The sequence below is a fragment of the Enterobacter sp. DC4 genome, from assembly GCF_000568095.1.
Classification (GTDB): Bacteria; Pseudomonadota; Gammaproteobacteria; order Enterobacterales; family Enterobacteriaceae; genus Enterobacter; species Enterobacter pseudoroggenkampii.
In genome coordinates, this window is sequence record NZ_AZUB01000002.1 from 39,257 (window position 1) to 65,795 (window position 26,539).

Annotated in this window: 22 protein-coding genes and 2 tRNA genes; 12 read left to right on the forward strand and 12 right to left on the reverse strand. The window is 57.1% G+C overall.

From position 1 onward, the window contains the following. Positions 1-176: 176 nt before the first annotated feature. Genes P349_RS18175 through P349_RS18165 form a run of 3 tightly spaced genes read right to left on the reverse strand, consistent with a single transcriptional unit; the run spans position 177 to position 5,286 of the window. Positions 177-1,142, reverse strand: a complete 966-nt coding sequence (locus tag P349_RS18175) for an acyltransferase (RefSeq protein WP_032646432.1) — start codon at positions 1,140-1,142, stop codon at positions 177-179. Beyond that, positions 1,139-4,201, reverse strand: coding sequence for an efflux RND transporter permease subunit (locus P349_RS18170; protein ID WP_032646431.1), 3,063 nt, complete (start codon positions 4,199-4,201; stop codon positions 1,139-1,141). The genes P349_RS18175 and P349_RS18170 overlap by 4 nt, the downstream gene beginning before the upstream one ends. Beyond that, entirely contained in the window at positions 4,201-5,286 is a 1,086-nt protein-coding gene (locus P349_RS18165; protein ID WP_050597473.1) for an efflux RND transporter periplasmic adaptor subunit, read from the reverse strand. Before P349_RS18165 ends, P349_RS18170 begins: the two co-directional genes overlap by 1 nt. Before the next feature lie 395 nt (positions 5,287-5,681). Here P349_RS18165 and P349_RS18160 point away from each other — a divergent pair, with 395 nt between their 5' ends. The 3 genes from P349_RS18160 to ldtA all read left to right on the forward strand — a co-directional run bounded on the left by P349_RS18160 (position 5,682) and on the right by ldtA (position 9,812). Further along, positions 5,682-6,113: a universal stress protein gene (locus P349_RS18160; protein WP_032646428.1), complete on the forward strand. Its 432-nt coding sequence runs from the start codon at positions 5,682-5,684 to the stop codon at positions 6,111-6,113. Between the two features lie 47 nt (positions 6,114-6,160). Further along, a complete protein-coding gene (locus P349_RS18155; RefSeq protein WP_032646427.1) occupies positions 6,161-8,854 on the forward strand; it encodes a cation-transporting P-type ATPase in 2,694 nt (897 codons plus the stop codon). A 61-nt stretch (positions 8,855-8,915) separates the two neighbouring features. Next, complete coding sequence (gene ldtA / locus P349_RS18150; protein WP_032646426.1) at positions 8,916-9,812, forward strand: L,D-transpeptidase; 897 nt, start codon at positions 8,916-8,918, stop codon at positions 9,810-9,812. Between the two features lie 134 nt (positions 9,813-9,946). Here ldtA and P349_RS18145 read toward each other — a convergent pair. After that, a tRNA-Asn gene (locus tag P349_RS18145) sits at positions 9,947-10,022 on the reverse strand. A 320-nt stretch (positions 10,023-10,342) separates the two neighbouring features. Here P349_RS18145 and nac point away from each other — a divergent pair. Together nac and cbl are read left to right on the forward strand one after the other, a co-directional pair. Further along, positions 10,343-11,260 (forward strand): nitrogen assimilation transcriptional regulator NAC, encoded by a 918-nt coding sequence (nac, locus tag P349_RS18140; protein WP_024908060.1) that lies wholly within the window; start codon positions 10,343-10,345, stop codon positions 11,258-11,260. 96 nt (positions 11,261-11,356) lie between these two features. Beyond that, entirely contained in the window at positions 11,357-12,307 is a 951-nt protein-coding gene (gene cbl / locus P349_RS18135; RefSeq protein ID WP_023336219.1) for an HTH-type transcriptional regulator Cbl, read from the forward strand. Positions 12,308-12,350: 43 nt separating this feature from the next. On the opposite strand, the gene P349_RS18130 is transcribed toward cbl, so the two are convergent. Further along, positions 12,351-12,959, reverse strand: coding sequence for a glutathione S-transferase family protein (locus P349_RS18130; protein WP_081758189.1), 609 nt, complete (start codon positions 12,957-12,959; stop codon positions 12,351-12,353). 170 nt (positions 12,960-13,129) lie between these two features. On the opposite strand from P349_RS18130, the gene P349_RS18125 reads away from it, so the two are divergent. The 3 genes from P349_RS18125 (at position 13,130) to P349_RS18115 (ending at position 14,859) form a co-directional block, all read left to right on the forward strand. Then, positions 13,130-14,023, forward strand: a complete 894-nt coding sequence (locus P349_RS18125; protein ID WP_032646425.1) for a LysR substrate-binding domain-containing protein — start codon at positions 13,130-13,132, stop codon at positions 14,021-14,023. Between the two features lie 175 nt (positions 14,024-14,198). Continuing rightward, positions 14,199-14,552: a type II toxin-antitoxin system RelE/ParE family toxin gene (locus P349_RS18120; RefSeq protein ID WP_032646424.1), complete on the forward strand. Its 354-nt coding sequence runs from the start codon at positions 14,199-14,201 to the stop codon at positions 14,550-14,552. A gap of 4 nt (positions 14,553-14,556) precedes the next feature. Further along, the gene (locus P349_RS18115) at positions 14,557-14,859 is read left to right on the forward strand and encodes an XRE family transcriptional regulator (protein ID WP_032646423.1); all 303 of its coding nucleotides are present in this window, start codon (positions 14,557-14,559) and stop codon (positions 14,857-14,859) included. Positions 14,860-14,933: 74 nt separating this feature from the next. Here P349_RS18115 and P349_RS18110 read toward each other — a convergent pair whose 3' ends face one another. Then, the gene (locus tag P349_RS18110) at positions 14,934-15,854 is read right to left on the reverse strand and encodes a LysR family transcriptional regulator (protein ID WP_032646421.1); all 921 of its coding nucleotides are present in this window, start codon (positions 15,852-15,854) and stop codon (positions 14,934-14,936) included. Positions 15,855-15,995: 141 nt separating this feature from the next. Here P349_RS18110 and P349_RS18105 point away from each other — a divergent pair, with 141 nt between their 5' ends. From P349_RS18105 to P349_RS18090, 4 genes are all read left to right on the forward strand, one after another. Continuing rightward, positions 15,996-16,412: a RidA family protein gene (locus P349_RS18105; RefSeq protein ID WP_032646419.1), complete on the forward strand. Its 417-nt coding sequence runs from the start codon at positions 15,996-15,998 to the stop codon at positions 16,410-16,412. Beyond that, on the forward strand, positions 16,412-17,374 hold the full coding sequence (locus P349_RS18100; protein WP_032646418.1) for a quinone oxidoreductase family protein: 963 nt from the start codon (positions 16,412-16,414) through the stop codon (positions 17,372-17,374). Before P349_RS18105 ends, P349_RS18100 begins: the two co-directional genes overlap by 1 nt. Positions 17,375-17,644: 270 nt before the next feature. After that, on the forward strand, positions 17,645-17,902 hold the full coding sequence (locus P349_RS18095) for an AbrB/MazE/SpoVT family DNA-binding domain-containing protein (RefSeq protein ID WP_032646417.1): 258 nt from the start codon (positions 17,645-17,647) through the stop codon (positions 17,900-17,902). After that, complete coding sequence (locus tag P349_RS18090; protein ID WP_032646416.1) at positions 17,903-18,235, forward strand: type II toxin-antitoxin system PemK/MazF family toxin; 333 nt, start codon at positions 17,903-17,905, stop codon at positions 18,233-18,235. 54 nt (positions 18,236-18,289) lie between these two features. On the opposite strand, the gene P349_RS18085 is transcribed toward P349_RS18090, so the two are convergent. The 6 genes from P349_RS18085 to P349_RS18060 all read right to left on the reverse strand — a co-directional run bounded on the left by P349_RS18085 (position 18,290) and on the right by P349_RS18060 (position 26,496). Beyond that, a tRNA-Asn gene (locus P349_RS18085) sits at positions 18,290-18,365 on the reverse strand. A gap of 164 nt (positions 18,366-18,529) precedes the next feature. Further along, positions 18,530-20,719, reverse strand: a complete 2,190-nt coding sequence (locus P349_RS18080) for a TonB-dependent siderophore receptor (protein ID WP_032646415.1) — start codon at positions 20,717-20,719, stop codon at positions 18,530-18,532. A gap of 26 nt (positions 20,720-20,745) precedes the next feature. Further along, positions 20,746-22,071 carry a lysine N(6)-hydroxylase/L-ornithine N(5)-oxygenase family protein gene (locus P349_RS18075; protein WP_032646413.1) on the reverse strand — a complete coding sequence of 442 codons (1,326 nt, stop codon included), beginning with the start codon at positions 22,069-22,071 and terminating at the stop codon, positions 20,746-20,748. Then, the gene (gene iucC, locus P349_RS18070) at positions 22,068-23,810 is read right to left on the reverse strand and encodes an IucA/IucC family protein (RefSeq protein ID WP_032646412.1); all 1,743 of its coding nucleotides are present in this window, start codon (positions 23,808-23,810) and stop codon (positions 22,068-22,070) included. Before iucC ends, P349_RS18075 begins: the two co-directional genes overlap by 4 nt. Continuing rightward, a complete protein-coding gene (locus P349_RS18065) occupies positions 23,807-24,754 on the reverse strand; it encodes a GNAT family N-acetyltransferase (protein WP_032646411.1) in 948 nt (315 codons plus the stop codon). The genes iucC and P349_RS18065 overlap by 4 nt, the downstream gene beginning before the upstream one ends. Beyond that, on the reverse strand, positions 24,754-26,496 hold the full coding sequence (locus tag P349_RS18060; protein ID WP_032646408.1) for an IucA/IucC family protein: 1,743 nt from the start codon (positions 26,494-26,496) through the stop codon (positions 24,754-24,756). Before P349_RS18060 ends, P349_RS18065 begins: the two co-directional genes overlap by 1 nt. Positions 26,497-26,539 lie beyond the last annotated feature (43 nt).

The following is a 26,539-nucleotide window of genomic DNA, read 5'->3' on the forward strand; positions in this document are numbered from 1 at the left end:
ATTATTGGTATAAGAAAAGGTCACTCACATTGCGCCCGTCATATAAACGGAACCTATGAGACTACCGCGACAAAACGCCTGAGAAAACGTTTTTATCTTTCCGGAAGGTGCTGAATAAATAAATTTCATCTCCACCTGCGGCGAGATAATGGTGTCTTCTGGCTGCGCTCAGGCTTTTAAAGGGTGATCACTTTTTTTGCCACGGCGTTAGACAACACCAGCATGGAGAAGAGAACAGAGGTGACGAACGTGAGCACAATCAGCGCCAGCTTCATACCGAGAGAGGTCACCGGTATCAGCGCCGTCAGCAGATGAAACACCGAGTAGTGCACAATGTACACGCCCGTCATCGTTTTGCTGATGGCGGCCAGAATGGACTCCTTTAATTCAGCATTGCGGCGAAAGCGCACGCCGTTCGCCGCGATCACCAGCGCGATGATCAGGATGTAAATTTGAGAGCCGGTGAGGATAAAGGCGTTTCTGTCGGCCTTAAACAGGGCAAAAAAGAAGTGGCGCTCGTAAAACCAGGTGAAGAGGTAGATAAACGGGATGGCGATAACCGCTGCCCGGACCACCTTTTTGCGGCTTATCCACTCGGCGACTTTTGGGTCGCAGAAGAGTTGCCCCGTCAGATAAAACAGCAGCCATGTCCAAAGCCGATACTGCGGTGAAAGAGAAAGGACGTGCGTGTCAGGATAAAGCGCCGATAGCAGATCGTATCCGTAGGAAAAGAACAGCAGGGCGGCAATCGCGCCCCAGAACAGCCCTCGCCGCTGGCTAAGCCACTCCACCGCCGGGTGGAAGGTGTAAATCACCACAAAGGCGAACACAAACCAGGGCTGGATTAAATACCCGCGCTGATAGGGCTCCCACAGGTAGTAGATCGTTATCCAGAACAGAAAAACAATCACCAGGCTTTTAATTTTACCCAGCTGCCAGCGGGTGCCGTGTCGGGATTGTCCGTCGAGATAGCCCGCAACCACAAAAAAAAGCGGCGTGGCGATGGTCGAAATAAAGGTTAAAAACCCCAGGATCCAGTGATAGTCGTAATCATAATGATCCCAGGTGTTGTAGATGGTAAAGAAGGTGACCGCCGTCATACAGCCCAGCGTCTTGATAATGTTCAGCCCTGTCGCATTCATTGTTGTTTGGCTTCGTCCTTACGGTGGAAACACGCATAGATCACGGGAAGTACCAGCAGCGTCAGGATTGTAGCAAACCCCAGTCCAAACATAATCACAACGGCCATGCTCTGGAAGAAAACGTCCAGCAGCAGCGGCGCCAGGCCAAGTACGGTCGTAAACGCGGTGAGCAGGATAGGGCGCAGGCGCGAGGTGGCGGCATAAACGATCGCGCTGTGCTGATCCTTTTGCGCTTTCTGCTGTTCGATCTCTTCCACCAGCACGATGCCGTTGCGGATGAGCATTCCGCTCAGGCTCAGCAGGCCAATCAGCGCCATAAAGCCGAACGGGATACCGGTGATCAAAAACCCCGGCGTGACGCCAATCAGCGCCAGCGGTACGGTCAGCCAGATGGCGACGGCATTTTTTACCGAACTGAACATCAGAACCGTAATCACGAACATCACCAGATACCCGAGAGGCAGCGTAGTGAACAACCCTTGCTGCGCTTCACTGGAGTTTTCCGCATCGCCCCCCCACTCGATGCTGTAGCCGTGTGGCAGGGGAAGGGCATCCACCTGCGGCTTCACGCGGGCGAGAATATCGCCGGAGGTTTGCTGGCTCAGCGGGTCCGGGTCCGTCTGAACCGTCAGTACCCGCGAGCGGTCGCGTCGAAGGATGAGCGGATCTTCCCATTCCAGCGAGAAGCTGCTGACGACGTTACTCAGCGGGATATACTGCTGCCGCGTCTGGCTCCACACCAGCACGTTGTTCAGGTGATTGGCGTCCAGCCTTTCGCTTTCCGGAGGCCTCACCACGACGGGCAGCAGATCACTGCCTTCCCGATACAGCCCCGCGCGGCTGCCGGAAAAGTTCATCTCCAGCGCGTTATCAACGTCCTGCTTATCCACGCCAAGCTCGCGCCCCAGGGCGGCAACGTACTGCGGGCGGATCACCTTGCTGCGGTTTTGCCAGTCGTTCCTGACGCTGTCCGTGGCCGGATCTCGCGTGAGGATGTCGTCCACCTGGCTGGCAATCAGACGCAGCCTGTCAGGGTCGGGGCCTTTAATGCGCACCTCAATGGCGCTGTCGCCGGAGGGGCCAAACATCACGCGTTTGGTGCTGGCGTTGACCTGCGGATAGTTTCGCGCGATGTACTCGTCCACGTGGCGCGTCAGGGCAGAGATGTTGCGCTGGTCGTCCATGCGCACCATGATCTGCGCATAGTTGCTGTACTGCCGCTGTCCGCTGTAGGTCAGAATAAACCGCATACTTCCCTGCCCAATGGTTGAGACGGTGGTCTCCACGCCTGGCTGGCCATTGATCGTCTTTTCAATATCGCCGGTCATTTTCTCGGTCCATTTGATATCGGTCCCGTAGGGTAACCAGAGGTCGACAAAGAAAATCGGCGTATTAGACGACGGGAAAAAGTTTTGCCGTACGGCACCAAAACCCCAGACAGATGCTGCCAGCAGCGCAGCCATCACAATGAGCGTCGGTGCCTTATGGTGCAGCAGCGTGTTAAGCAGTCGCTGGTAGAGGCGGTAGAGACGCTTGTCGTAAGGATCGGACTCGTCAGCGTTGTCCGGCGCGCTGTCGTTTTTAAACAACCACCACTTGATCAGCACCGGGGTGAGGGTGAGCGCCGAGAACCAGCTCAGCATCAGGGAAATCAGCAGCACCTGGAACAAGGATTTACAGTATTCCCCGGTGGAATCCTGCGACAGCCCGATAGGCGCAAACGCCAGGATGGCGATCACCGTCGCCCCCAGCAGCGGCAGGGCGGAGCGGCGGATGATATTGTTAACAGCGGTTAACAGCGGGGAGCCCTGCTGTCGGGCAATCAACACCCCTTCGACAATCACGATGGCGTTATCCACCAGCATGCTGAGGGCGATAATCAGCGCCCCGAGCGAGATGCGCTGCAGCTCGATGCCACAAAGATACATGATCAGCAGCGTGCCCAGCACGTTAAGCGCGAGAGAAACCGCGATGATGATCCCGCTGCGTACCCCCATAAAGATCAGCAGCACGCCGATGACAATTGCCAGCGCCATCAGGAAGTTAATAATAAAACCGTTAACAGAGTGGCCCACTTCGGCAGCCTGATCGTAAAACAGGTCTATCTGTATACCCGCCGGTTTTTCCGCCGACATCTGGGTTAGCTTCGCCTCCAGCGCGTGGCCCACGTCGATCACGTTCACGCCGGGAATAAACGAGACGCCCATGGTGACGGCTTTTTTGCCGTTGGCATGGTAGATACTGGCTGGCGATTCGTTCAGCCCGCGCGACAGCGTGGCGATATCCCGCAGACGCGTCGCCGCCCCGGTGCCGGAAGGCGTGATGATGAGATCCGCCAGTTCATCAAGATCCTCGAACTCACCGGTCGGGTGCAGGCGAATGGATTCGGTGCCGGAGGTGATTTCTCCTGCGCTGGAAACGACGTTGAGCCTGCTGAGCAGGGCGGAAAGCTGGTTTAGCGTGATGCCGCGCGCGGCCATTTTGGTCAGGGAGATATCAATGTTGACCTGCTGGCTAATCGCTCCGCCGATGGCGACCTTCGCGACGCCGGGGACCAGAATCAACGCGCGGCGCAGCTGCTCCGCGTATCTCACCAGTTCAGGATTACTGAATTCATCTCCGGAAATGGCGAAGAAGAAGCCGAACACATCGCCGAAATCGTCATTCACAAAGGGCGTGACGACGCCGGGCGGGAACTGACGCGAGGCATCGCCCACGCGGCGGCGCAGTTCATCCCAAATCTGCGGCAGCTCGTTCGAGTGATAGCGTGAAGCGATGTTAACGGTGATTTGTGACAGACCGTTTGAAGAGATGGAGCTCACGTTGTCCAGATAAGGCAGTTGCTGAAGGGCATTCTCCAGCGGCAGCGTCACCTCTTCTTCAACCTGCTGAGCGGATGCGCCGGGGTAGTGGGTGACCACCACTGCGGTTTTGATGGTAAAAGCGGGATCTTCCAGCCTGCCGATATTCAACAGGGCGAAAATACCCCCTATGCCCAGCAGCAGGATCGTTAGCCAGACGCGAACAGGGTTATTAATAAATTGACGAGAGATATCCATTACAGTCCCCGTTCACGCGTCCAGATACGTACCGGCTGGTTAGCATGGAGTTCCCCAACGCCTGCGGCCACCACGCGCTCGCCCGCCTTAAGCCCGCTGGTGATTACCACGCCTTCGGTACTCACTTGCCCCACGCTGACCTTGCGGTCTTCAAGGTGGAGCGCGTCGCCTTCCCCCGTCACGACCCAGACGTGTGGCTCATTGCGCGGGCTGTTGTCCGGATTAAAGACCGCCTCAACCGGTACGACCAGCGCCTGAGCGCCCGCGCCAGCCGGGAGGTTGGTTAAATTGATGGTCACCGTACCGCTTACGCCACCGACGGCGGGGAAATCATCTGGCCGCGGCATGGTCAGTATCACCTGCCAGGTCAGGGTATTACTGTCGCTGCTGCCCGAATGCTCTTTGTAGACAGCGGTAAATTCCCGATCCGGCATGGCGTTAATTCTCACCACGGGGCGATACTGCGCGTTACGAATGTCAAAAGTTTTGAACAGGCTCTCAGGAATACTAAACACCACGTCCAGCAGATCGGTACGGGTTAACGTTGTAATGGGCTGACCGGCAGACACCACCTGATGGTTTCGCACGTGCACGCTGGCCGCCGTCCCGCTAAAGGGCGCAACGAGCGTCATCTGATTTAGCTCTTCTCGGGCAATCTGTAGCGCCGCATTCGCCGAATCGCGGTTCGCGCGCTGCACGTCCATTTCGGCTTTCGATATCGCCTGGCGGCCCGCCAGCGTCTGGAAGCGGTCAAACTGCCTCTGGGCCAGCGTCGCCGCCGTTTGTCTGTCGTTAACCCGCTGCTGGGCTTCTCGGGCGTTCAGTCTGGCAAGCTGTTGCCCCTGTTTGATGACGGCGCCCTGACGGACATCGAGCGCTTCGATTTGGCCTGCGCGCTTGAAGGAAAGGTCTGTGGCATCGCCCGATTCAATGCGGGCGGGAAAAACGCGCTGCTGGGCATGGCCGGGAACCGTCACCTCCGCCACTTTTACCATTCTGGGCAGGGGAGAGGCTTGCTTGGGTTTCGGGTCGCACGCTGTGAGCGTTAACAAAACGAACGGTAAAAGAGAGAGGTAGCGGTTCACTGTATTCCCCTAATAAATAACTGCTTTATTTATTCCGTAGCAAGGGCAGGGGTGACACTATTCGGCCAGAACAGTGACGACCATATAGGTAAATAAACCAATCGCCGTGCTGGCGATAATGGCAAGTGCAATAAACATACCCAGGCGGAGCAGGCTTAAACCGTACATACATTCCTCCATGAGCCGAAAGCGGGGGCTGACTATGAGCATAGTCGGCGAAAAGATAAATGTTAAATAACCATTATCAGTGGGGAAGCGCGAAACCTGATATTCCTGTGCTACGTTTAATGTTATCCATCTTTTTTTACCGTAACTGGCATTAAGGGCAACCCCTGCATTTAATGCGTTTTTTGGCTCCACTCACTCTCGTGTTGGTTATAAAAAGGATGCTCGATATGTATAAAAACATTCTCGTTCCGGTGGATGTCTACGAGACAAGCCTGGCGGATAAAGCGTTGCAGCATGCACGGTTTCTGGCGCAAAGCGCATCGGGTGACATTCATTTGCTGCACGTCATGCCCAAATTTTCAGCCGAACTGACGCGTGGTTTTATTTCAGATGCGCGCAAGATGGATGAATATATGATTAATAATTCTAAAGAAAAACTGTCTGACCTGGTCAAAAAATTGAATCTGCCAGAAGAGCGTGTTCATCTCCATGTTCGTAGCGGAAATGTTCGTGATGAGGTTATTAAGCTGGCGGATGAACTTGCCGCTGGCGCGATTATTGTCGGCTCCCGGAATCCAAATATTCAAACCCATTTGTTAGGATCGGAGGCGGCAAGTATTGTTCGTTACGCCCATGTTCCTGTTTTCGTTATTCGTTAATGACATAAAAGCAAGGTGGTTTCTGAACAGAACCTGAGGAAGGAACGATGAAAACAGGAAAACCTGAACGTCCATATTATCAACAAACCGTTGACGAAACCCTGTCGAATATCCACTCTACCCTGGAAGGCCTTAGCGGCACTGAGGCATCAGCCCGACTTCAGCAGCATGGTGAGAATGCGTTACCGCAAAAAAAGGGTAAACCCGCCTGGCTGCGCTTCCTGGCGCATTTTAACGATGTGTTGATTTACGTTCTGCTGGTGGCCGCGTTGCTTAAGCTCTTTATGGGCCACTGGGTAGACATGTTTGTGATCCTCGGCGTTGCCATCATAAACGCGCTGATTGGCCATGTTCAGGAGAGCAATGCTGAAAAATCGTTGCAGAGTATTCGCAATATGCTCTCCAGCGAGGCCGTGGTGGTACGACAGGGAAATCATGAAACGATCCCCACCACGGCGCTGGTCCCGGGCGATATCGTGGTGATCCGTGCCGGGGACCGTATCCCTGCGGACCTGCGCGTGATTGAAGCGCATAATCTTCGCGTGGAGGAGGCCATCCTGACCGGCGAATCCACCGTTGTTGAGAAAAACAGCGATGCGTTAAGCGGGGAACTGCCTTTAGGTGACCGGTATAATCTGCTCTACTCAGGCACCACCGTCAGCTCCGGCGGCGGTAAAGGCGTGGTGGTGGCTACCGGGGGCGAGACCGAGCTGGGTCACATCAACCAGATGATGTCCGACATTGAAAAGCACCGCACGCCGCTGATGGTGCAGATGGATAAGCTCGGTAAGACCATCTTCATCACTATCCTGGTAATGATGGTGGCGCTGTTTGTCTTCAGTCTTCTGTTCCGTGATATGCCGGTTTCTGAGCTGGTGCTGTCGCTTATCAGCCTCGCCGTTGCCGCCGTGCCGGAAGGCCTGCCGGCCATCATTTCCATCATCCTTTCGCTTGGCGTACAGGCCATGGCGCGTCGCAAGGCCATCATTCGTAAGCTGCCTACGGTGGAAACCCTGGGCGCAATGACGGTCATCTGCTCGGATAAAACCGGCACCCTGACGATGAATGAAATGACGGTCAAAGCGGTGATTACCGCTGACACGACCTATCGCGTGGAGGGCGACAGCTACGAACCGGTGGGGAATATTCACCCCATAGATGACCCGACGCCCGTCAGCGTGACGCAGGGCTCCCTGCTGGAACGCTACCTGCGCACCATTGACCTCTGTAATGACAGCCAGCTGATCAAAGACGAGCAGGGGCTGTGGAAAATCACCGGCGGTCCAACCGAGGGCGCGCTGAAGGTGCTGGCGGCGAAAATTCCGCTCCCACCGCTCGATACCGAGATGCGCAGTAAAATCCCGTTTGATTCGCAGTATAAATACATGTCCACGCTGTACCGGCTGGGCGATGAAGAGGTGATTTTAATCACCGGCGCGCCGGACGTCCTGTTCCGCCTGTGCCAGTACCAGCAGACGAATGACGGACTGCAGCCATTCGATCAGCCATACTGGGAAGGTAAAATTGAAGAATATGCCCGGGAAGGGCTACGTATGGTGGCTGCGGCCTGGAAACCTGCCCGCGAGGGACAACGCGAGCTGGACCACCCGGACCTCCATGATGGCGTGATCCTGCTGGGTATTGCCGGAATGATGGATCCGCCGCGTCCGGAGGCCATTACCGCCATTGCCGACTGTCTGCAGGCCGGGATCCGCGTGAAAATGATCACCGGCGACCATCCGCAAACGGCCATGAGCATTGGGCAAATGTTGGGGATTGGTAACGCCGCAAGCGCTATCACCGGACGTGAGCTGGAGGCGATGGACGATCGTCAGCTGAGCGACGCCGCGCAGCAGTACGATATTTTCGCCCGTACCAGCCCGGAGGATAAATTCCGCCTTGTGCAGGCCCTGCAAAGTAAACAGGAAGTGGTGGGCATGACCGGGGATGGCGTAAATGATGCCCCGGCGCTCAAGCGGGCGGATGTGGGTATCGCCATGGGGATTAAGGGGACGGAAGTCACCAAGGAAGCCGCCGATATGGTGTTAACGGATGATAACTTTGCCACCATTGCCAGTGCGGTACACGAGGGACGTCGGGTTTACGATAACCTGAAAAAGACCATTCTGTTCGTTATCCCCAGCAACATCGCGCAGGCCCTGCTGATCATCATCGCGCTGCTGGCGGGGAACCTGATCCCGCTGACGCCGGTCCTGATCCTGTGGATGAACATGGCGACGTCAGCAACGCTGTCGTTTGGCCTGGCGTTTGAAGCGGGTGAGAAGGACATCATGAACCGGCCACCGCGCAAGGCGAATCTCCATGTGATGGACGGCTATGCCATCTGGCGCGTGGTGTTTGTCGGTCTGATGATTGCCATCAGCGCCTTCGTGCTGGAAGCCTGGCTCCAGCCGCGCGGTTATTCGGCGGAATTTATCCGCACCGTGCTGCTGCAAACCCTGGTGACCGCGCAGTGGTTCTACATGCTCAACTGCCGCGTGAATGACGGCTTCTCGCTGAGCAAAGGCCTGCTGGCGAACAAAGGGATTTGGATCGTGAGCGGCGTACTGCTGGCGCTACAGCTTCTTATCATTTACGCCCCCTTCATGCAGATGCTGTTCGGCACCGAAGCGCTGCCGTTCCGCTACTGGGTCATCACCTTCCTGATTGGTTTTGTGATGTTCCTGATTGTCGAGGCGGAAAAAGTGCTGACGCGCAGATGGCGCAAAACCGAGGCGTGATAGCGTAAACTGAGAAAGCCTGCCTGAGTCCAGGCTTTCTCTTTTTTGAGCACAGGAAACTATGATTCGACTGACCTGGTTCGTCCTTACGCTGTGTGCCGCTGTTCCCGGCGCGTTTGCCGTAACCTATACCCTACCGCCGGAAGGCAGTCGGCTGGTGGGAACCCCGATTATCATCACCGTTCCCGAGCACAATACATTACCGCTTGAGGCCTTTGCCGCACAGCACGGGCAGGGGCTAAGCAATATGCTGGAAGCGAACCCGGGGGTGGATCCTTTTTTACCCAAATCCGGCACCCGGCTGGTGATCCCTCAGCAGCTGATTTTGCCCGACACCGTTCGCGAGGGGATTGTCGTTAACGTGGCGGAAATGCGCCTCTACTATTATCCACCCGGCAGCAATACCGTTGAAGTGCTGCCCATCGGCATCGGTCAGGCCGGGCGTGAAACCCCGCGTAACTGGGTGACGGCCGTTGAGCGTAAGCAGGTGGGGCCAACCTGGTCTCCGACGCCGAATACGCGCCGTGCCTATGCGGCAGAAGGGAAAACGCTTCCGGCATTCGTGCCCGCCGGGCCGGATAACCCGATGGGGCTGTATGCCATCTATATCGGCAGGCTCTATGCCATTCACGGCACAAACTCGAATTTTGGCATCGGGCTGCGGGTGAGCCAGGGCTGTATTCGTCTGCGTAATAACGACATCAAATACCTTTTCGATAACGTTCCCGTAGGAACCCGCGTGCAGCTTATCGATCGGCCCGTAAAAATGACCACGGAGCCGGACGGCAGCCGCTGGGTGGAGGTTCACGAGCCATTATCACGTAACCGCGCGGAGTTTGAATCGACCCGGAAAGTGCCTCTGCCAATGTCAGCTGCGCAGCGGACGCAGTTGATAAACGAGGGGGCGGGAGCCGAACTGGAACGGCGGTCAGGGATGCCGGTGAAACTTGCTTATTGAGACTGTGTTACCCGGTGGCGCTGCGCTTACCGGGCCTACTGCCCCGTAGGTCGGGTAAGGCGCAGCCGCCACCCGACAATTTTACCCGGCGCAGAAAAGCAAAAAGCCTGCTTTAAAAGCAGGCTTTTCAAATTTGGCTCCTCTGACTGGACTCGAACCAGTGACATACGGATTAACAGTCCGCCGTTCTACCGACTGAACTACAGAGGAATCGTGTGAACGGGGCGCATATTATCGACCTGCGTTCACCTTGTCAAAGGGTGGATCGCCGCCTTTCGATCGTTTGCTGACAAAATCGGCAAAGTGATGTTTTTGGCAGCGGAATGCACCGTCATGGTGCGGGTATACCCCTAATGGGGCAGATCATAAACTGCTGTTTCGGTAATTAAATCCCCCTCTGTAATTAGGATTCCTTATTTTCAGACGCTTAGCGAACAATTCAGACCGCCTGTTAAAAGTGGCATTCATATTGCAAAACCTGTTCAACAACGACAGCCGGTTCCGGCACAGCATTTCGAACAGGGGGCAAAATGAACTTAAGACGACTGAAATACTTCGTAAAAATCGTCGATATCGGCAGCCTGACTCAAGCGGCAGAAGTGCTGCATATCGCGCAGCCTGCGCTGAGCCAGCAGGTGGCTACTCTGGAAGGCGAGATGGATCAGCAATTGTTGATCCGCACCAAACGCGGCGTCACGCCAACGGAAGCCGGTAAGATCCTGTATACCCATGCGCGCACCATTCTTCGCCAGTGTGAACAGGCGCAGCTGGCGGTGAATAACGTGGGTCAGACCCTGAGCGGACACGTTTCTATCGGCCTGGCGCCGGGAACGGCCGCGTCCTCAATTACCATGCCGTTGCTGCAGGCCGTTCGCGCTGAGCTGCCTGAAGTGCTGGTATACCTGCATGAAAACAGCGGTTCCGTACTGAATGACAAACTGCTCAGCGGCCAGCTGGATATGGCGGTCCTTTACGATCGCTCCCCGGTCGCCGGCATCACCAGCCAGCCGCTGCTGAAAGAAGATCTCTACCTCGTGGGCACCCGCGACTGCCCGGGCCAGAGCGTCGACCTTGCCGCCGTGGCAGAGATGAACCTCTATCTGCCGCGCGACTACAGCGCCGTGCGCGTACGCGTGGATGAAGCGTTCTCCCTGCGCCGCCTGACGGCCAAAATCATCGGCGAAATCGACTCGATCTCCACGCTGACCGCAGCCATTGCTAGCGGCATGGGGGTGACCGTTCTGCCGGAATCCGCAGCCCGCTCGCTGTGCAGTGCGGCAAACGGCTGGATGGCGCGGATCACCACGCCTTCGATGAGCCTGCCGCTATCGCTGAACATGTCCGCACGCGGTTCGCTGTCGCCACAGGCGCAGGCGGTAAAAGAGATTTTGATGTCGCTGGTCAGCAAGCCATCGCTTGAGAACCGTGAACTCCAGCTCGTGAGCTGATATTCCATAAAAGCATAAGATGCTGGTTTTTATTATTTGTTCTGCAGCTCGGCTGACTCTAACAATAGAGCTATGTCAGATGCGCCGGAGTGAATCGTGAATTTCCAGCAACTTAAAATTATCCGTGAGGCGGCCAGGCGGGACTACAACCTGACCGAGGTCGCCAATATGCTTTATACCTCTCAGTCCGGCGTCAGCCGCCATATCCGCGAGCTGGAAGAGGAACTGGGTATAGAGATCTTTATCCGTCGCGGCAAGCGGCTGCTCGGCATGACGGAGCCGGGTAAGGCTTTGCTCACCATTGCAGAGCGGATCCTCAACGAGGCCAGCAACGTGCGTCGTCTGGCGGATCTCTTCACCAATGACGCCTCAGGCGTACTCACCATCGCCACCACCCACACCCAGGCGCGCTACAGCCTGCCGCCGGTGATCAAAGCGTTCCGCGAACTTTTCCCTGACGTCCGTCTGGAGCTCATCCAGGGCACACCGCAGGAAATCGAAGTGCTGCTGCAAAACGGTGGGGCGGATATTGGCATCGCCAGCGAACGCCTGAGCAACGACCCGCTGCTGGTGGCTTTCCCCTGGTTCCGCTGGTACCACAGCTTATTACTTCCGGTCGATCATCCGCTGAATCAGGTCTCTCCCCTGACGCTGGAAGACGTTGCCAAATGGCCGTTGATCACATACCGGCAGGGGATTACGGGACGTTCGCGCATAGACGAGGCCTTCAACCGCAAAGGGCTAACGCCGGACGTGGTGCTGAGCGCGCAGGATTCTGATGTGATTAAAACCTACGTCGAGCTGGGTCTGGGCATTGGCCTGGTGGCGGAACAGTCCAGCGGAGAACGCGAGGACGGGAACCTGGTGCGCCTTGATACGCGTCATCTGTTTGACGCCAATACCGTATGGCTTGGCCTGAAGCGCGGGCAGCTGCAGCGCAACTATGTGTGGCGCTTTATCGAGCTGTGCAATGCCGGGCTGTCGGTGGATGAGATTAAACGCCAGGTGATGGAGCCGGAAGAAGTGGCGATTGATTATCAGATATAGCTGCTGGCTTGCCCGGTAGCGCTGCGCTGACCGGGCTCGTCATTTAGTTGAACGGATATTTTTTAAAAACTGCCTGTGATTCGAATGATTCGGCAAACGCCTGAATCTCTCTAAAATCCGCTGCGTTAACGACGTGCGGGATCATCGACTGAATAAACGTCCAGACAACCGTGCTCGTGACGGCAACCTGATCGGGAGTTGCGGTCGCCGGACGCGTCTCCAGTAAGGCATTCCATTCCCTGCAGGCCGCCAGCAGCTGGACTGTAATGCGTTCGATCCATAAAGCGTGCTGCTTTTCCGCCGGACGCTGGTTGTGTTCATACACATTTTGCACCGCTTTTTCAGCGGCGGCGAGGATAAAGCCCAGCGCCTGAAGATCCTTTGCCAGCGCATCCGGCGCGACGGGCAGGAGTTTCCGCTCGGGGGCGGCCTGAGCCTCAAAATAGTTCAGTATCAGCGAGGAGTCCATCAGCCGTATTCCGTTATCCAGAACCAGCGTCGGGGCTTTTACCGCGGGGTTGATCCGGGAGAACGCGTCGAAGGTGCTAAAGACTGACAGCGGCTGGCTTTCAAACTCAACGCCATAAAGCTCAAGGGAAATCGCCACGCGCCGTACATAAGGTGAATCCATCATGCCAACAAGCTTAATCATCGTTCCCGTTTTCCTGTCTCTGTGAAATAAGGCGTCATTGAAGAGGATGACCAGACATTACAATACAATTTGCATAGCGAATATCTTCAGTATCTTACCGTAAGGGTTAGTATTACTGACATATGGTCAGGTTGCCGCTGTATATCCAGCGCAGATAAGGAAGTGCTTTCATGTCGGATTTTCCACCCATTGCCAGTTTGCGAAGCTTTGAAGCCGTCGCCCGTCTTGGCAGCGTGACGCTGGCGGCGAAAGAACTCCACGTTACCCATTCCGCTATCAGTCAGCAGATCAAAGTGCTGGAGGAGATGGTGGGCGTAAAGCTGTTTATCCGTCAGGGGCGAGGAGTGCAGATCAACGAAGAAGGGCGGCTCGATGCCTTACAGGTACGCGAGGCGTTGAACCACATCGCGGATGCTACCCGACTCGTACAGGTGAAGCCGAGAAAGCAGGAGCTGACGCTGGCGATGGTGCCGTCATTTGGATGCCACTGGTTATTACCGCGTCTGACTCCTTTTCGGGCGAAATATCCGCTTATCACCCTGCGGATCCAGGCCAGCCTGACGGTCACCAGCCTGCAGCAGGAAGGGATAGATATCGCGATACGGATGGGGCAGGGGAACTGGGAAGGGAGTGAAAGCCATTACCTTTTTTCCGACGAACTCATTGTGGTGGCCGCACCGGGCTATAACGACGGTGTGCTGCCCGCTACGCCAGAGGAGATTGCAAAGAGTCATATTATTTTCTCTATGGAGTCGTGGAAAACGTGGTGCATGAATGCGGGTCTTGAGAAAGAGATCGTGCCTGACGGTTTATGCATTAACGACTCCAATATCATTATCGAAGCCGTTCGGCTCGGGAAAGGTATCGCGCTGGAGCGTCGCTCTCTGGTTCAGGATGCCATCACCCGAGGTGAACTGGTCCAGCTAACCTCCATCACCGCACCATATCCCTGGCCTTACTGGTTGGTAACGGCGCAGCCAACGGAGGCGAAGCCGGAGGTGACACTCTTTAAGGCATGGCTGGAGGAGGAAGTGGCGGCCTGGCGGCAGTTGACCGGATCCTGAGTTTTTTTCGATGCTGCTCGTAACAAAATGAATTCAGATAAGAGATACACAGAATTACTCCTACACGCATTCAGTATTCCCGTGACCCCACAAGAATCTTCTTTCCATCTCTGCATAATCATTGCTATAGCTTTGCATGTATATAGTTTTTGATCTATATTGGATGGGAGGCCTTGTGTGGGCAATTAACACGACGGACAGGTTTGATCGCTGGTTCACTTCGCTTGACGATACGGATCGCGCCAGCGTACTTGCAGCGCTGCTTGTTTTGCGAGAGAAGGGGCCGGGTTTATCGAGACCCTACGCTGATACGCTTAAAGGCTCTCGTCATAGCAACATGAAAGAGTTACGTATTCAAAGTAAGGGTGATCCATTGCGGGCGTTTTTCGCCTTCGACCCAAACCGTACTGGCATCATGCTTTGTGCTGGCAATAAGGTCGGTAATGAAAGGCGATTCTACGATGAGATGCTTCTCGTTGCTGATCGGGAATTCACTCACTGGCTGAATACATTAAAAGAGAGGGAATAGCGCGATGGGAAGAACCCTTGAGCAGCTTATAGCGGATGAAAAGCCTGAAGTTGTCGCCAGCGCTCAGGCGATAGCAACGGATATTTTGCTCAATATTCATCTGGCTGAGTTACGTGAGAAAGTACAAAAAACGCAAGTAGAGATGGCACAGGCTCTGGGTATCAGGCAGCCTACCGTTGCGGTAATGGAAAAGCCCGGGCGCGATTTGAAACTCTCTTCTCTCAAGCGTTACGTTGAGGCTGCGGGCGGAAAGCTGCGGCTTGATGTTGAGCTGCCAGATGGCTCGCACTATGAGTTTATGCTGTAGGGCAGAAAAGCGAAAAGCAGCTTCAAAACCGCAAAAATAACCATCAATCGGCGGTGATGAGCGAATTGATGTCGTTACTTATTGATGGTAGTGGGGACATGCTGCTGCATCAATTCAACGATCCAATCAATAAAAACGCGCAGTCTGGCGTTGACATGGCGGTTCGGCGGAAACGCCAGGTAAAGGGGCATTGGGTTAATCCGCCATTGTTCGAATAGCGGAATCAAGGCGCCACAAGCCTGATGTGCTGCCGCCATATAGACGGGTAGCGCAATCACGCCTAACCCGGCTAACCCAGCTTCGAGGTAAGCATTGCCATCATCCACGGCAAGTACATAGTTGCCCGTGATTTCAATATGTTCACTCGCACCGTGCAGTACCAGAGGATCAACCTTACCGGTGCGTGAAGATAAGAATCCCACAATGCGATGGTCGGTGTTTTCCAGCTCTCGCGGGTGCGCAGGGGCGCCGAGGCGTTCCACATAACTCGGTGCGACGTAAACACCGATTTGCAAATCGCCAACATGGCGTGCGATCAGGGACTGGTCGTTGATTTCGCCGCCCCGCAGGACGCAATCCACATTGTCGCCGATCAGATCCACCACCCGGTCGCTCACGCCCATGTCGAACTGGATATCAGGGTAGCGTGCATGAAAAGCCGGTAGCGCGGGCAACAGAACAAAGCGGGCGAGAGGAGTGGGCACATCTATCCGCAGGCGTCCCCTGGGGGTCATCGTCGCACTGGAGAGGCTGTTTTCAGCATCTTCCATGTCCGCCAGCAGACGGATGACGCGCTCATAGTAGACCGCGCCATCAGGAGTCACGCCGAGCCTGCGGGTGGTGCGATGGAGCAGCCTGACGCGCAGGCGCGCTTCCAGTTGCTGAATAAGCTGCGTCACCGTGGTTTTGCTCATATGAAGCGTTTGGGCAGCCTTTGTGAAACTGCCTGCTTCCACCACGCGAGCAAAGGCGCGCATCGCATCGAAACGATCCATCCCTTGTCCTCTCTTTTCACCGATTGTTTGGATATTACAAACAATGATGGACAAAGTCGCTTGTTTATCTGCCCGATCCAGCACCTGTAAAGTGGCTTTATATTTACCGGGCAGATTTCGCCCCATTGCAAAGGTACAGACATGACAACACGCGAAGCCGTTTTTCCCTTCGGACGCCAGGCGCTCTATGAGCGCAATCGGTATTCACCCGCCATCAAATCTAACGGCTTCCTGTTTGTTTCGGGGCAGGTGGGTAGCCGGGAGGATGGTTCGCCTGAAGAGGATCTCAACGCGCAGATCCGGCTGGCATTCGATAACCTTAATGCTGTTCTGACGGCTGCGGGCTGCACGTTCAGTGACGTGGTTGATGTGACCCTCTTTGTCGTCGATCCCGAGTCAAACCTCGACGCTATCTGGAGTATCCTGCCAGAATATTGGGGGGAAGCGCCTTACCCTACGTTGACGGGGATCGGCGTGACGTGGCTGTACGGATTCCAGTTTGAGATTAAGGTGATTGCCCGGCTGCCCACGAGTCATGATAAGACAGAGGTAAATTGATGAAAGCAGCGGTTTATGACGTGGAAGGTGCTCCCGGCGTCCTGCAGTATGTCGATGTCCCGGATCCGGTCGCAGGGCCTGACGACGTCCTGATTTCTGTCGAGGCTATCTCAATTGAAGGGGGAGATTTGATCAACCGCCGCTCAACTCCGCCGCCTGGCCCTTCATGGATCGTCGGCTACGCGGCCGCGGGCACAGTGGTTGCCGTCGGATCGAAAGTCCGTAGCCGTAAGGTTGGAGACAGAGTGGCTGCTTTTAACATGCAGGGATCGCATGCGGAACGTTGGGCCGTGCTCGCGCAACGCACATGGCTTATACCGGACGGGGTGGATGCAGCAGAAGCGGCGGTGGTACCGATCTCTTTTGGAACCGCGCATCATTGCCTTTTCACACGAGGCATGCTCCGGCACGGAGAAACCGTCCTGATTCAGGCTGCAGCGGGGGGCGTGGGGCTCGCGGCCGTTCAGCTTGCCTCACAGGCAGGCGCGACGGTCATCGCCGTGGCAAGCGGAACGCAGCGAATAAACCGGCTGCTGGAACTTGGCGCCGATCACGTCGTGGATCGTGCAAAGAATAACGTCGAGGACAGTGTCCGAGAGTACACCCATGGCGCCGGAGTTGACCTCGTCATCGATCCGGTAGGGACGACGTTGCCTGACTCGCTTGCTGCACTCGCTCCGGAAGGGCGTCTCGTCTTCGTCGGTAATGCGGGCGGCGGTGGTAGCCTGACCGTCGACCTGTGGTCGCCAATGCAGTCTAACCAGACGCTCATGGGGGTATTCATGGGGCCTCTTTTTGAAAGGCCTGGCGTTCGGACAAGCGTGGACGACCTGTTGCAGGCTGTGGCAGAAGGGCGCATCAGGATTGTCATTGACCGCATCTTCCCCCTGGCTAACGCCGCCGCGGCCCATCAATACGCTGAGGCAGCGAAACCGCTTGGCCGCATTGTTATGAAGCCATGAGAAGGGAGGGCTCAATCTGGCCCCGATACAGCTCCGATCCGGAAGCCGCCTCGCATTTCGTTTATCCGATCCGCCATAATCCTTTGAACCGCAAAAACAGTTTTCTATTATCAGCCTTGTTAGTGACGCACTTTGTTCCCACCTGCACTGCGATGGATTACGGCTTTATGGACACTTAATTACGAAAAGGAAATCACCATGAATCTGATGACTAATTGTACACCCCCCTCTATGGATGTTATATTAAAATATAATATTCGGAGGTGCGCTATGTATAAAACTCGCCTGAAAAAGGTCGGCGGATCCATCATGCTGGCGGTTCCTCCCGCCGTGCTGAAAACGCTGGAACTCTCGACGGACAGCGAAGTCGGCATGACCATCAATAATGGCTGCCTGATTATCGAACCCCAGAAACGGCCCCATTATTCGCTTGAGGAACTGCTGGCGCAGTGCGATCCGCATGCTGAAATGAGCGAAGAGGATCGGGAATGGATTGATTCGCCTGCGGTGGGCAAGGAGATCCTGTAAATGGAGAGAGGGGAAATCTGGCTTGTTTCACTGGATCCGATTGCTGGCCACGAGCAAAGTGGAAAACGTCCGGTACTCATCGTATCGAAGGCATCGTTTAACAAGCTGACCCGGCTACCGGTAGTGGTTCCCGTCACCAGCGGCGGTAACTTTGCACGTACAGCAGGTTTCACCGTCTCACTGGAAGGGGCGGGGACAAAAACAATCGGCGTTATTCGCTGCGACCAGCCCAGAACTATTGATATGGCTGCCCGGAACGGCATGCGGCTGGAACGCATACCTGACGCCATTGTAAATGAGGTGCTTGCCAGGCTGGATGCGATTCTGAGTTAACATCAGAGACGCAGAAAAGCAAAAAGCCTGCTTCAAAAGCAGGCTTTTCAAATTTGGCTCCTCTGACTGGACTCGAACCAGTGACATACGGATTAACAGTCCGCCGTTCTACCGACTGAACTACAGAGGAATCGTGTGAACGAGGCGCATAGTAGCGACCTCGGTACGCCTTGTCAAAGGGTGAAAACGCACTTTTCGTTCGTTTGCCGACAATTTCAGCAAATCGCTGATTTTATGGCAAATTCGCGTTGAAATTACACAACAAAATGCGCCGCCCGCAGGCGGCGCGCAGGATCAGAACAGTACGGAGTAGTTCAGGCCAAAGGTACGTCCGCGGCCTTTGTAGGTATACAGACCCGGTGCACCGTAGGTTGGGCTATACAGCCCCGGCGCGCGCTGGCCCCAGGCGGTGGTGTAGTCTTTGTCCAGCAGGTTTTCCACGCTGAAGCTGACTTTACCCACCGGCAGGGCGTAGCTGCCCAGGAAGTCGACCGTGTTATAGCCATCGATCTTCTTGCCGTCGGAGTCTGACACGTCAAAGGTCTGCGTGCTCTGCACGCGCAGGGTCCAGTCGCCCGGCGCCCAGTTGACCCACGCGCTGGCTTTCGACGGGCTGGCGCTGTCGACCGTCAGCTTCTCCCATTTCCCGTTTTCGCGGGTTTCCGACTTAATGGCGTTAAAGTTCGCCCCGGTGCTCCAGTCGCTGTCGGTGAAGAAATAGTCCACCTGACCTTCCACCCCGTAAATACGACGCTTGTCGTCTTCCAGGTTGATGGTCATATCCGTCTTGTTGATGGTGATGGTTTTATCCGAGAGCGAGTAATACGCCGCGACCTGCGTGCGCAGGTTGTCGCCGGTGTAGCGCCAGCCCAGCTCATAAGCGTTGACCTTGATACCGTCCAGCTTCGAGTCGTTCACGTTGACGCTGTTCAGCAGGCGATAGTGACCGTTGCTGAGCTGATAGGTGCCCGAGCCGTAGTACTTCGCCAGGTCCGGAATTTCGAAGCCCTGGGAGAAGTTAAACCACACCTGCTGCTGTTCGGTCAGGCGACCGAGGATCCCGGCGTTAAACAGGAAGTTGTTGTAATCGGTTTTCCCACCCGGCACCGCGTCGGCGGAGGTGGCTTTCCCGGTAGCGATGGCCTGCTGCTGGGTGTAACCGACAAAATCGTCTACCTTGTTCTCGGTGTACTGGTAGCGCACGCCGCCGCTCAGGGTGATGGCGTCAATATCGTAGCTGGCCTGCAGGAACGGGGCGAGGTTGGTGATGCTGTAGCCCGGGTAGCGGCCCACGTTGTAGGCGTTATCCAGCTCCATGCCGCCGCTCGCTGCAGCTTTGCTCAGGTTAAAGAACTGCTGGTTGGCGTCGAAGGTTTCGTGGTCGGCATCCATACCCCAGGTCAGCGTTAAATCGTCCACCGGCTTGCTGTTCAGCGTCAGCTTGCCGCCGTAGAAATCGGTTTTCTGCTGTGACGCGCCGATGCTGCTCACCACGCCTTTGGTCAGGGTCGGGAACGGATAGTAGGTCAGGCTCTCGTCACGATAGTAAATCTGCGCGACCAGATCCTGGCCCCAGAAGTCGGTGTTGGAGTACTGCAGGTTAATCAGATGGCGCTCGGTACCCGGCACGCGGTCAGAATCGAGGTTACCTTTGTTGTAGGCGGTCGCATCCCCCGTTACCGCCGAGAAGTTCTTCCCGAGATACAGCCCATGCTTGCCGTCGGACTCGCTCTTGTAGTACTGCGTCGTCAGCTGCAGCTGCTGATGATCGTCAATGTTGATGGTGCCTGTGCCCATCACATCGATACGGTCGGAATACTGGAGGCCGGTCTGGGTGTTATCAATGATCACCTCGTCGCCGTTGCCGTCATACCAGCCGCCGTAGCGCTGATACGACACCGACAGACGACCGGAAGCGTTGTCGTTGCCGCCGCTGACCGCTGCCGACACGTTCTCATCGTGGTCGTTGTGGCTGTTAAACCCGCTCTTTGTCCCGGTCTGGAACTCAACTTCGGTTTCCGGCTGGCCTTTTTTGGTTACGATGTTCACCAGGCCGCCGGTGCTGCCGCCGCCGTAGAGTGAGGTGGCACCGGAGATGACTTCGATACGGTCAATGTTGAACGGATCGATAGAGTCGAGCTGGCGGCTGTCGCTGCGGGACGAGTTCAGGCGCACGCCGTCCACCATCACCATCATGGAGCGGCCGCGCAGATTCATGCCGTAATTGGTACGTCCCTGGCTGCTGACGTCCATGCCCGGGATCAGCTGCGCCAGCACTTCTTTAATCTCTTTCCCGCCCTGAACCTGCTGCTCAATTTCAGCCCGCTCAATGACCCAGGTGGTCTGCGCCATCTCCGCCACGCTGCGGTGCGCGCGGCTGGCGGAGACAACGATATTTTCTTCCTTTTGTTCTTCCGCCCACGCAGAGGTAGAAAGCATTGCAAGCAAACAAGGATTTAAAACCCAAAGATGAGAACGTTTCATTGTTATATTGACCCTGATTGTGTGTGTCAGTACTCGGTGGTTTTTGCTAATGATTTAAAAACCTGACTGTTCTCCGGGCTGGTGGTGCTTCGCCAGTGGATAACGCCAGGAGTGGTGGCCAGCTCAAACGGCTCGTCGGCGTGCGCGCGATTCAGAATTCGCGCCGCGCGCCAGGCCATCAGGCTGAGCTGGGGTTCGGCAATGCCGAGACGGTGCATCCCGGCATTCACGGCGAACAGGCGGTTGCTCTGCGGACCGTCCCATTCGAGGGTGAAATCGTTGTTGATGCAGAAGGCTTCGTCCGTATCCAGATGCAGACGGTGAGACAGCGGCGCCAGGAATGCAGGCTGCACGGCGCGGTAGCCGGTGGCGAAGATCGTCACGTCGCTCTCCAGCTGCTCGCGGCCGCCGTCGAGGTGGTGCTGAATGCTCAGACGATGCCCGTTTTCCTGGCGCGTCAGGGACGTCACCGAGCGGGACGGCAGGAGATGCGCCCAGGGTTTTTCACGCAGCACTTCGAAGCGGTGATACATGGCGCGGTAAATCGCCAGCAGGGACTCGGTGGTGATGCCGTCGGAGGTCATCTTCTGCTCGTGCAGCATCTGACGACGCGCCTCTTCACCCAGCGTGGAGAAGCTGTCCACGTACTCCGGCGTGAAATACTCGTTAGCAAAGGCGGCTTCATCCAGCGCGTTGTAGTTGTTGCGGCGTGAGACCCAGTTCAGGCTCAGCGGCTGGCCCCATTCGCTGCGGAAGATATTCAGGAACAGGTCGGCGCCGCTCTGGCCGCCGCCGACGACGGTGACGCGCTTGCCCGTAAGATCCGGCGTGCGCAGCATCATCTCGCTGGCGTGGAAGCAGGTATCGTCCTGCGTCGTGACGCAGTCGGGCAGGTTGATCTGTTTGCCAATCCCCACGCAGACGTGCCGCGCCAGGAAGCGGTCGCGCTGGGTCACCACCTCAAACAGGCCGTTTTTCTCATCAAAGCTCACCTGCTGCACCTGCTGGCTAAAGGACAGGTTGGTGAGGTTGTCCGCCGCCCAGCACAGATAGTCCGCAAACTCCTCGCGAGAAACGGTGCGCTGCTCGGTGGTCAGGAAGCGATAGAACTTTTTGCGCTGCACCAGGTAGTTCAGGAAGCTGTGGCGGTTGGTCGGCTCCACGGCGCTGACCAGATCCTTCAGGAAGCTGGTCTGCATGTGGCAGTCCGGCACCATCATGCCGGGGTGCCAGGAGAAGTGCGGTTTACGCTCAAGAAACAGCGAACTAAAGCCGTCCAGCCCTTCCGCCAGCGCGGCGATGCTGAGGTTAAACGGGCCAATACCAATGCCGATGAAATCATAGGTTTTCATTGCGCTGACTCCCGGGAGGCGAGAAAAAGAGGGTTATCAAGGTCGGTGACGTAGTTCGGCAGCATGCGGCTGCCGCCGTCGTGTTCGGAGAAGGTCAGTTTGACCGGGTTGAGGATCACGCGAATAATCTGCGGCTTAAACAGGTCGAACTTCGCGAAGCGCTCAGCAAGCTCGGGGTGCGCGGCCATATAGCGGTGCAGCACTCCGGCGAGGATCTGATAGAAACGCGTTTCGCTGACGCCGCTTTGCAGGGTGAGGCGTGAGATAAAACGCAGCACCGTCACAAAGTTGCCGGTTTGCAGGTCGTGAATAATGTAATCCGCGCTCAGGCGCGCCGTGACGGCCTTCACCTGCTCCGGCAGGCTCTGCGCCTGCGGGAAATCCTCATCCACCAGGCGCATATCGCCCTGGAAATCTTTCAGCAGGATGCGCTGCGGGACGTAGTCCTTCATCACCAGCGTCACGTTCTGGCCGTGGGCGATCAGCGCCACGCCGTAGCGGCAGAGCAGGTGATAGAACGGGATGACCGATGCCTCAAACAGTTTTTCCAGCCATGCGTCGGCGCTTAACCCGGAACGGTTGATCCACGCGTCGATCAGCGCACACCCGGCGTTGTCGGTTTCCATTAGCGCCGCCAGCAGCACCGCCTGTTCGCCGTCCTGCAGATAGCAGGACGGGTTCTCGCGCCAGATCACGCCCAGCATCTCCTGATAGCGATAGGGCGCTTTCGGCAGCGCCGCATAGCCCGGGTGCGACAGGTATCCGGCAGCGGGTTCGCCAAGCACCTGCGCGCCAGAGTGGGCAAGCGTGGCGTCGCTGGCGAACTGCTGCTGTAGCCAGCGCGAGGCCAGCGGCCCGGCGGCAATGTACTTGCCCGGAATGCCGCGATAGCAGGAGGTGTTGTAGATGGTCAGCGGGAGCTTGATGTCAAACGGCGCGCGACGGCTGGCGTTGGTGAGCGTGCGCAGAGACTGCTGCGCCAGGTACTCATCGCCAAACTCGCCCAGCTCAACCATCTCACCGCGCGCCAGTTGCGCCAGGAAATGAATGGCGATCTTCTGCTGCCACTGCCACGGGTGCAGCGGCACGGGCAGCCAGCTGTCGTCGAGACCCAGCGCCTGCCAGCGGGCGTCAAAGCGGGCGTGCTCGGCATTGTCCATGGCGCTAGCCAGCAGGGTGCTGATATCGCAATCGCCATCGCTGCTCCAGACCAGATGCTCCCGCTGAACGGCAACCCAGTGCAGACGAAAACGTCCGCGGTATTCCGGCGCGTACTGACGCAGCGCGTCCAGCCCCCATCCGCGGCGACCTTTGTTGAAAATAAACTTCGGGTGACCGCGCATCAGACACTGTAATTCGTCCGGGTCGAGGTGGATCAGCGCGTCCGCGTCCAGCGCTTCACGCGCATGCAGCAGCTGCATGTCGCCGCGCAGCGTGGCGTAGAGATCTTCCATGTGCTCTGCCGTTTGCGCGTCGCTCATCTCCAGCACCGTTGCCAGCTGCAGCAGCGCGCTTTCCGCTTCGACGGCATCGCCGCTGGCAGTGGTCAGGCTGTCCGGGTCGATATGCAGCCAGCCCCAGATCCCTCGCGTGGCGCAAAACTGCCAGGACTCGTTGCCCATGGTGATGCGCCAGGCGTCAGTCGCAAGCGGCTCGGCGCGCAGGGTGCGTTCGTATTCCAGCTCGGCGAGGATCTTCGCCACCATCTCGCGGTTCACTTTTTCCCAGAGCGTGTTCACAGGCCCACCTCGCTGAAGAAGCGGTGACGCTGGCTCATGATGAGACGCGAGCGTTTATGCGGGAAGTCGAACTCTTTCACCGTGTCGAAACCGGCGGAGGCCAGATGGCGGAACAGGCGCTGGTTGTCGAAGCGCGGCTCGGCAACAATCCGCGTGGTGCGCGGTTCATCGAGATACAGGTAGTGGCTCAGGCCGCGCAGCCAGCTGCGGATATACTGCGCGCCGCGCCAGTTCTCTTCGCCCACCAGCATGTGCAGGCCGCGGTCAAACGGCTGCCAGCGGTAGTGGCGGCCAATGCGGTCTTCCGCCGCCCAGTAAAGTTCAAAATAGCCGAACGGCTGGTCGTCGAAGCAGCCGATAACCGGGTAACAGTAGGTCGAGTCAAGCTGACGACGCAGGTAGCTTTCCTGCTCGGCCTGCGGGCCCGCCATCTCCCAGAAGGCGTTCACGCGCGGGTTGTTCATCCAGCGGGTAAAGCGTTCGCCGTCCAGCGCCACGTCGGCGACGCGGAAGCTGAGGGTGCGCTTAATTTGCGGATCGTAACGGCGGTACACTTCGCCCTGCGGACGGCGAGGGCGCAGCGGGAAGTACAGCTGACGGCTCTCGTCAAACTGCATGCCGCCGCTGGCCTGATGCCGTTCGCCTTTCAGCCACAGCGGCAGCTGCCAGAAGGCATCGCGGGCCAGATAATCCCCGCTTGCCAGACGAAACAGCGCCTGCGCCTGGGGTTCATCCTGCCAGTCCGCCCAGGATAACATAATGCCGGTCAGCGCGGGGGCGGCCACAAACAGCTGATCCAGGGCTTCCACCAGCCAGCCGTCCGGGATCCCCTTCAGACGCTCCAGCACCGCGCTGCCGTCGAGACCCAACGCCAGCGGCAGGGCGCGATCCGTTGCGTTGCAGCGAAAGCCGTAGCCGGAATGGACGATATTCGCGATAGCCATCACGCCTTCTCCTTGTAGAACGGGTTGCTAAAGTCGAAATAGATCACCGCCGGATCGGCGATGGTGTTTTCATTACGATCGTGCAGGTAGCAGAAGAAGTTGCCTTTGCAGTTCCAGGTCGGGCTGTCGAGCACGTAGTCGAGGCAGCGGGTCTGCGCTGCCGTCTTGCGCAGTTCCGCCAGTGCGTCGCGTACCCGGGACATCAGGCTCTCCTCGCTGTCAAAACCGGCGGCAGCAAGGGCGGCGGTAACGGCAAGGGTAGAATTCAGCAGCAGGTAATAAGGGAAGTAGCGCAGCAGCTGGCTCTCACCGAAGCGGTTTTCTACCTCCGTTTCACCCGCCTCTTTCAGCCACGCGTCGGCGCCTTCGGTCCACGCGCTGCCCTGGCAGTCGCGGTAGATAAGCCCGACCGGGAAATCCTGCTGCATCTCAACGAGGATATTTTGCTGGTGCGCCAGCAGGACCAGACCGTAGTCCGCCTCGGCGCTGAACAGCGGAAGCAATACGCGATCGCAGTAGGCGTCCAGCCAGCAGCGGGCGGCCTGGGCGAGCGGTAGATCAAGACGCTGACTCAGACGGCGCACTGCCGCGGCGAGCAGGCTGTCACCGCCGTCCGGCGCGGCCTGCGTCAGGCTCACCAGCACGTTGGTCTGGGTGTCTGGCGTATCGAACAGCAGATTAACGCGCAGGGCCATCAGGCTCTCTTCCTGAATGACGCCACTGTCATCGCGCAGTCCCGCCCAGCCGTCTTCCTGCATCACGCGCATGGTCGGGTAGCGCGCCTGTAAATCTTGCCAGCGTTCCGTTTTCGCCAGGCGCGCCAGACGCATGCCGCGCTTAACTTCTTTCACCGACAGCGTGCGCACGGAGTTGGTCAGACGCACGCTGAGGGAGAACTTAATCATGTCGCTGTTGGTCTCGCTGTACAGCGAGCGTGACGAGCTGGTGGGCAGCCACTGTGCGCCCGCTTCACCCAGGTCCTGCAGTGAACCGTTTTCCGCCAGACGCTGGCACCACTCCTGCTCCAGCAGATAGTCGGCCTGCCACGGATGCATCGGCAGCAGCCAGCGGGTGTCCGTGAAGTGGCCGAGCAGCTCGGGCGCGCTCTCGGCCGCGAAGCGCAGCAGACGCTCACGCAGGGAGACGTTCAGGCTGTCGCCGGCAACGAGCGTGCTCTCAACGGCAAACCAGCGCAGCGGGAAGCGGGAGGCGAAATCGGGCAGATAGCGACGCGCCTCGGTTTCGTTGAACGGCTCGTGCGACTTCGGTGCCGGATGAAACGCATGGCCGACCAGCAGCGCCTGTTCCGCGTCGGCAAACGTCAGAGGCTTATCGCGCAGGGTTGCCCAGCGGTGGCGTAAATCAATCGCCTGCCAGGTGTGGACATGGCTTTCGAGAACGCGCTGCTTAAAACGCGCCAGCGTATCGGCATCCAGCGAGCCTTTTACGGACGGTTTTTCAAGAATTAAACCAACCAGTTGAGAGAATGTGACAGCGTCACTGCGGTCGCTGTTGCTCTGAATAAGCGTTGCCGGGAAATGGTACTGATGATGCTGGGTAGGAGAGAAATAGCGTACCGGCACCCGAAGCGCCTGGGTTTGGGAAAGCGGGATATGGATCTCAGATAGCGCATCCGCATCGGTAGCGGGGAGATAGCGCCAGTCCTTCGTTTCGCGCAACAGGGCGTTCAAAAAACACTGGGCTGCAACGTCTGTACCGGCGGCGCGGAGCAGAGCACGCATAGATGTACCTCATTCCATGATTGATAATAATTCTCGTTATGAT

What these genes read in the sequence shown, in the direction of transcription:
- P349_RS18160 (WP_032646428.1), top strand. Translation starts at nt 5,682, where the DNA reads ATGTATAAAAACATTCTCGTTCCGGTGGATGTCTACGAGACAAGCCTG.
- P349_RS18065 (WP_032646411.1), bottom strand. Translation starts at nt 24,754, where the DNA reads ATGGCTATCGCGAATATCGTCCATTCCGGCTACGGCTTTCGCTGCAAC.
- P349_RS18105 (WP_032646419.1), top strand. Translation starts at nt 15,996, where the DNA reads ATGACAACACGCGAAGCCGTTTTTCCCTTCGGACGCCAGGCGCTCTAT.
- P349_RS18170 (WP_032646431.1), bottom strand. Translation starts at nt 4,201, where the DNA reads ATGGATATCTCTCGTCAATTTATTAATAACCCTGTTCGCGTCTGGCTA.
- P349_RS18100 (WP_032646418.1), top strand. Translation starts at nt 16,412, where the DNA reads ATGAAAGCAGCGGTTTATGACGTGGAAGGTGCTCCCGGCGTCCTGCAG.
- P349_RS18110 (WP_032646421.1), bottom strand. Translation starts at nt 15,854, where the DNA reads ATGGATCGTTTCGATGCGATGCGCGCCTTTGCTCGCGTGGTGGAAGCA.
- nac (WP_024908060.1), top strand. Translation starts at nt 10,343, where the DNA reads ATGAACTTAAGACGACTGAAATACTTCGTAAAAATCGTCGATATCGGC.
- P349_RS18060 (WP_032646408.1), bottom strand. Translation starts at nt 26,496, where the DNA reads ATGCGTGCTCTGCTCCGCGCCGCCGGTACAGACGTTGCAGCCCAGTGT.
- P349_RS18125 (WP_032646425.1), top strand. Translation starts at nt 13,130, where the DNA reads ATGTCGGATTTTCCACCCATTGCCAGTTTGCGAAGCTTTGAAGCCGTC.
- P349_RS18080 (WP_032646415.1), bottom strand. Translation starts at nt 20,719, where the DNA reads ATGAAACGTTCTCATCTTTGGGTTTTAAATCCTTGTTTGCTTGCAATG.
- P349_RS18075 (WP_032646413.1), bottom strand. Translation starts at nt 22,071, where the DNA reads ATGAAAACCTATGATTTCATCGGCATTGGTATTGGCCCGTTTAACCTC.
- P349_RS18175 (WP_032646432.1), bottom strand. Translation starts at nt 1,142, where the DNA reads ATGAATGCGACAGGGCTGAACATTATCAAGACGCTGGGCTGTATGACG.
- P349_RS18155 (WP_032646427.1), top strand. Translation starts at nt 6,161, where the DNA reads ATGAAAACAGGAAAACCTGAACGTCCATATTATCAACAAACCGTTGAC.
- P349_RS18130 (WP_081758189.1), bottom strand. Translation starts at nt 12,959, where the DNA reads ATGATTAAGCTTGTTGGCATGATGGATTCACCTTATGTACGGCGCGTG.
- ldtA (WP_032646426.1), top strand. Translation starts at nt 8,916, where the DNA reads ATGATTCGACTGACCTGGTTCGTCCTTACGCTGTGTGCCGCTGTTCCC.
- P349_RS18115 (WP_032646423.1), top strand. Translation starts at nt 14,557, where the DNA reads ATGGGAAGAACCCTTGAGCAGCTTATAGCGGATGAAAAGCCTGAAGTT.
- P349_RS18090 (WP_032646416.1), top strand. Translation starts at nt 17,903, where the DNA reads ATGGAGAGAGGGGAAATCTGGCTTGTTTCACTGGATCCGATTGCTGGC.
- P349_RS18095 (WP_032646417.1), top strand. Translation starts at nt 17,645, where the DNA reads ATGTATAAAACTCGCCTGAAAAAGGTCGGCGGATCCATCATGCTGGCG.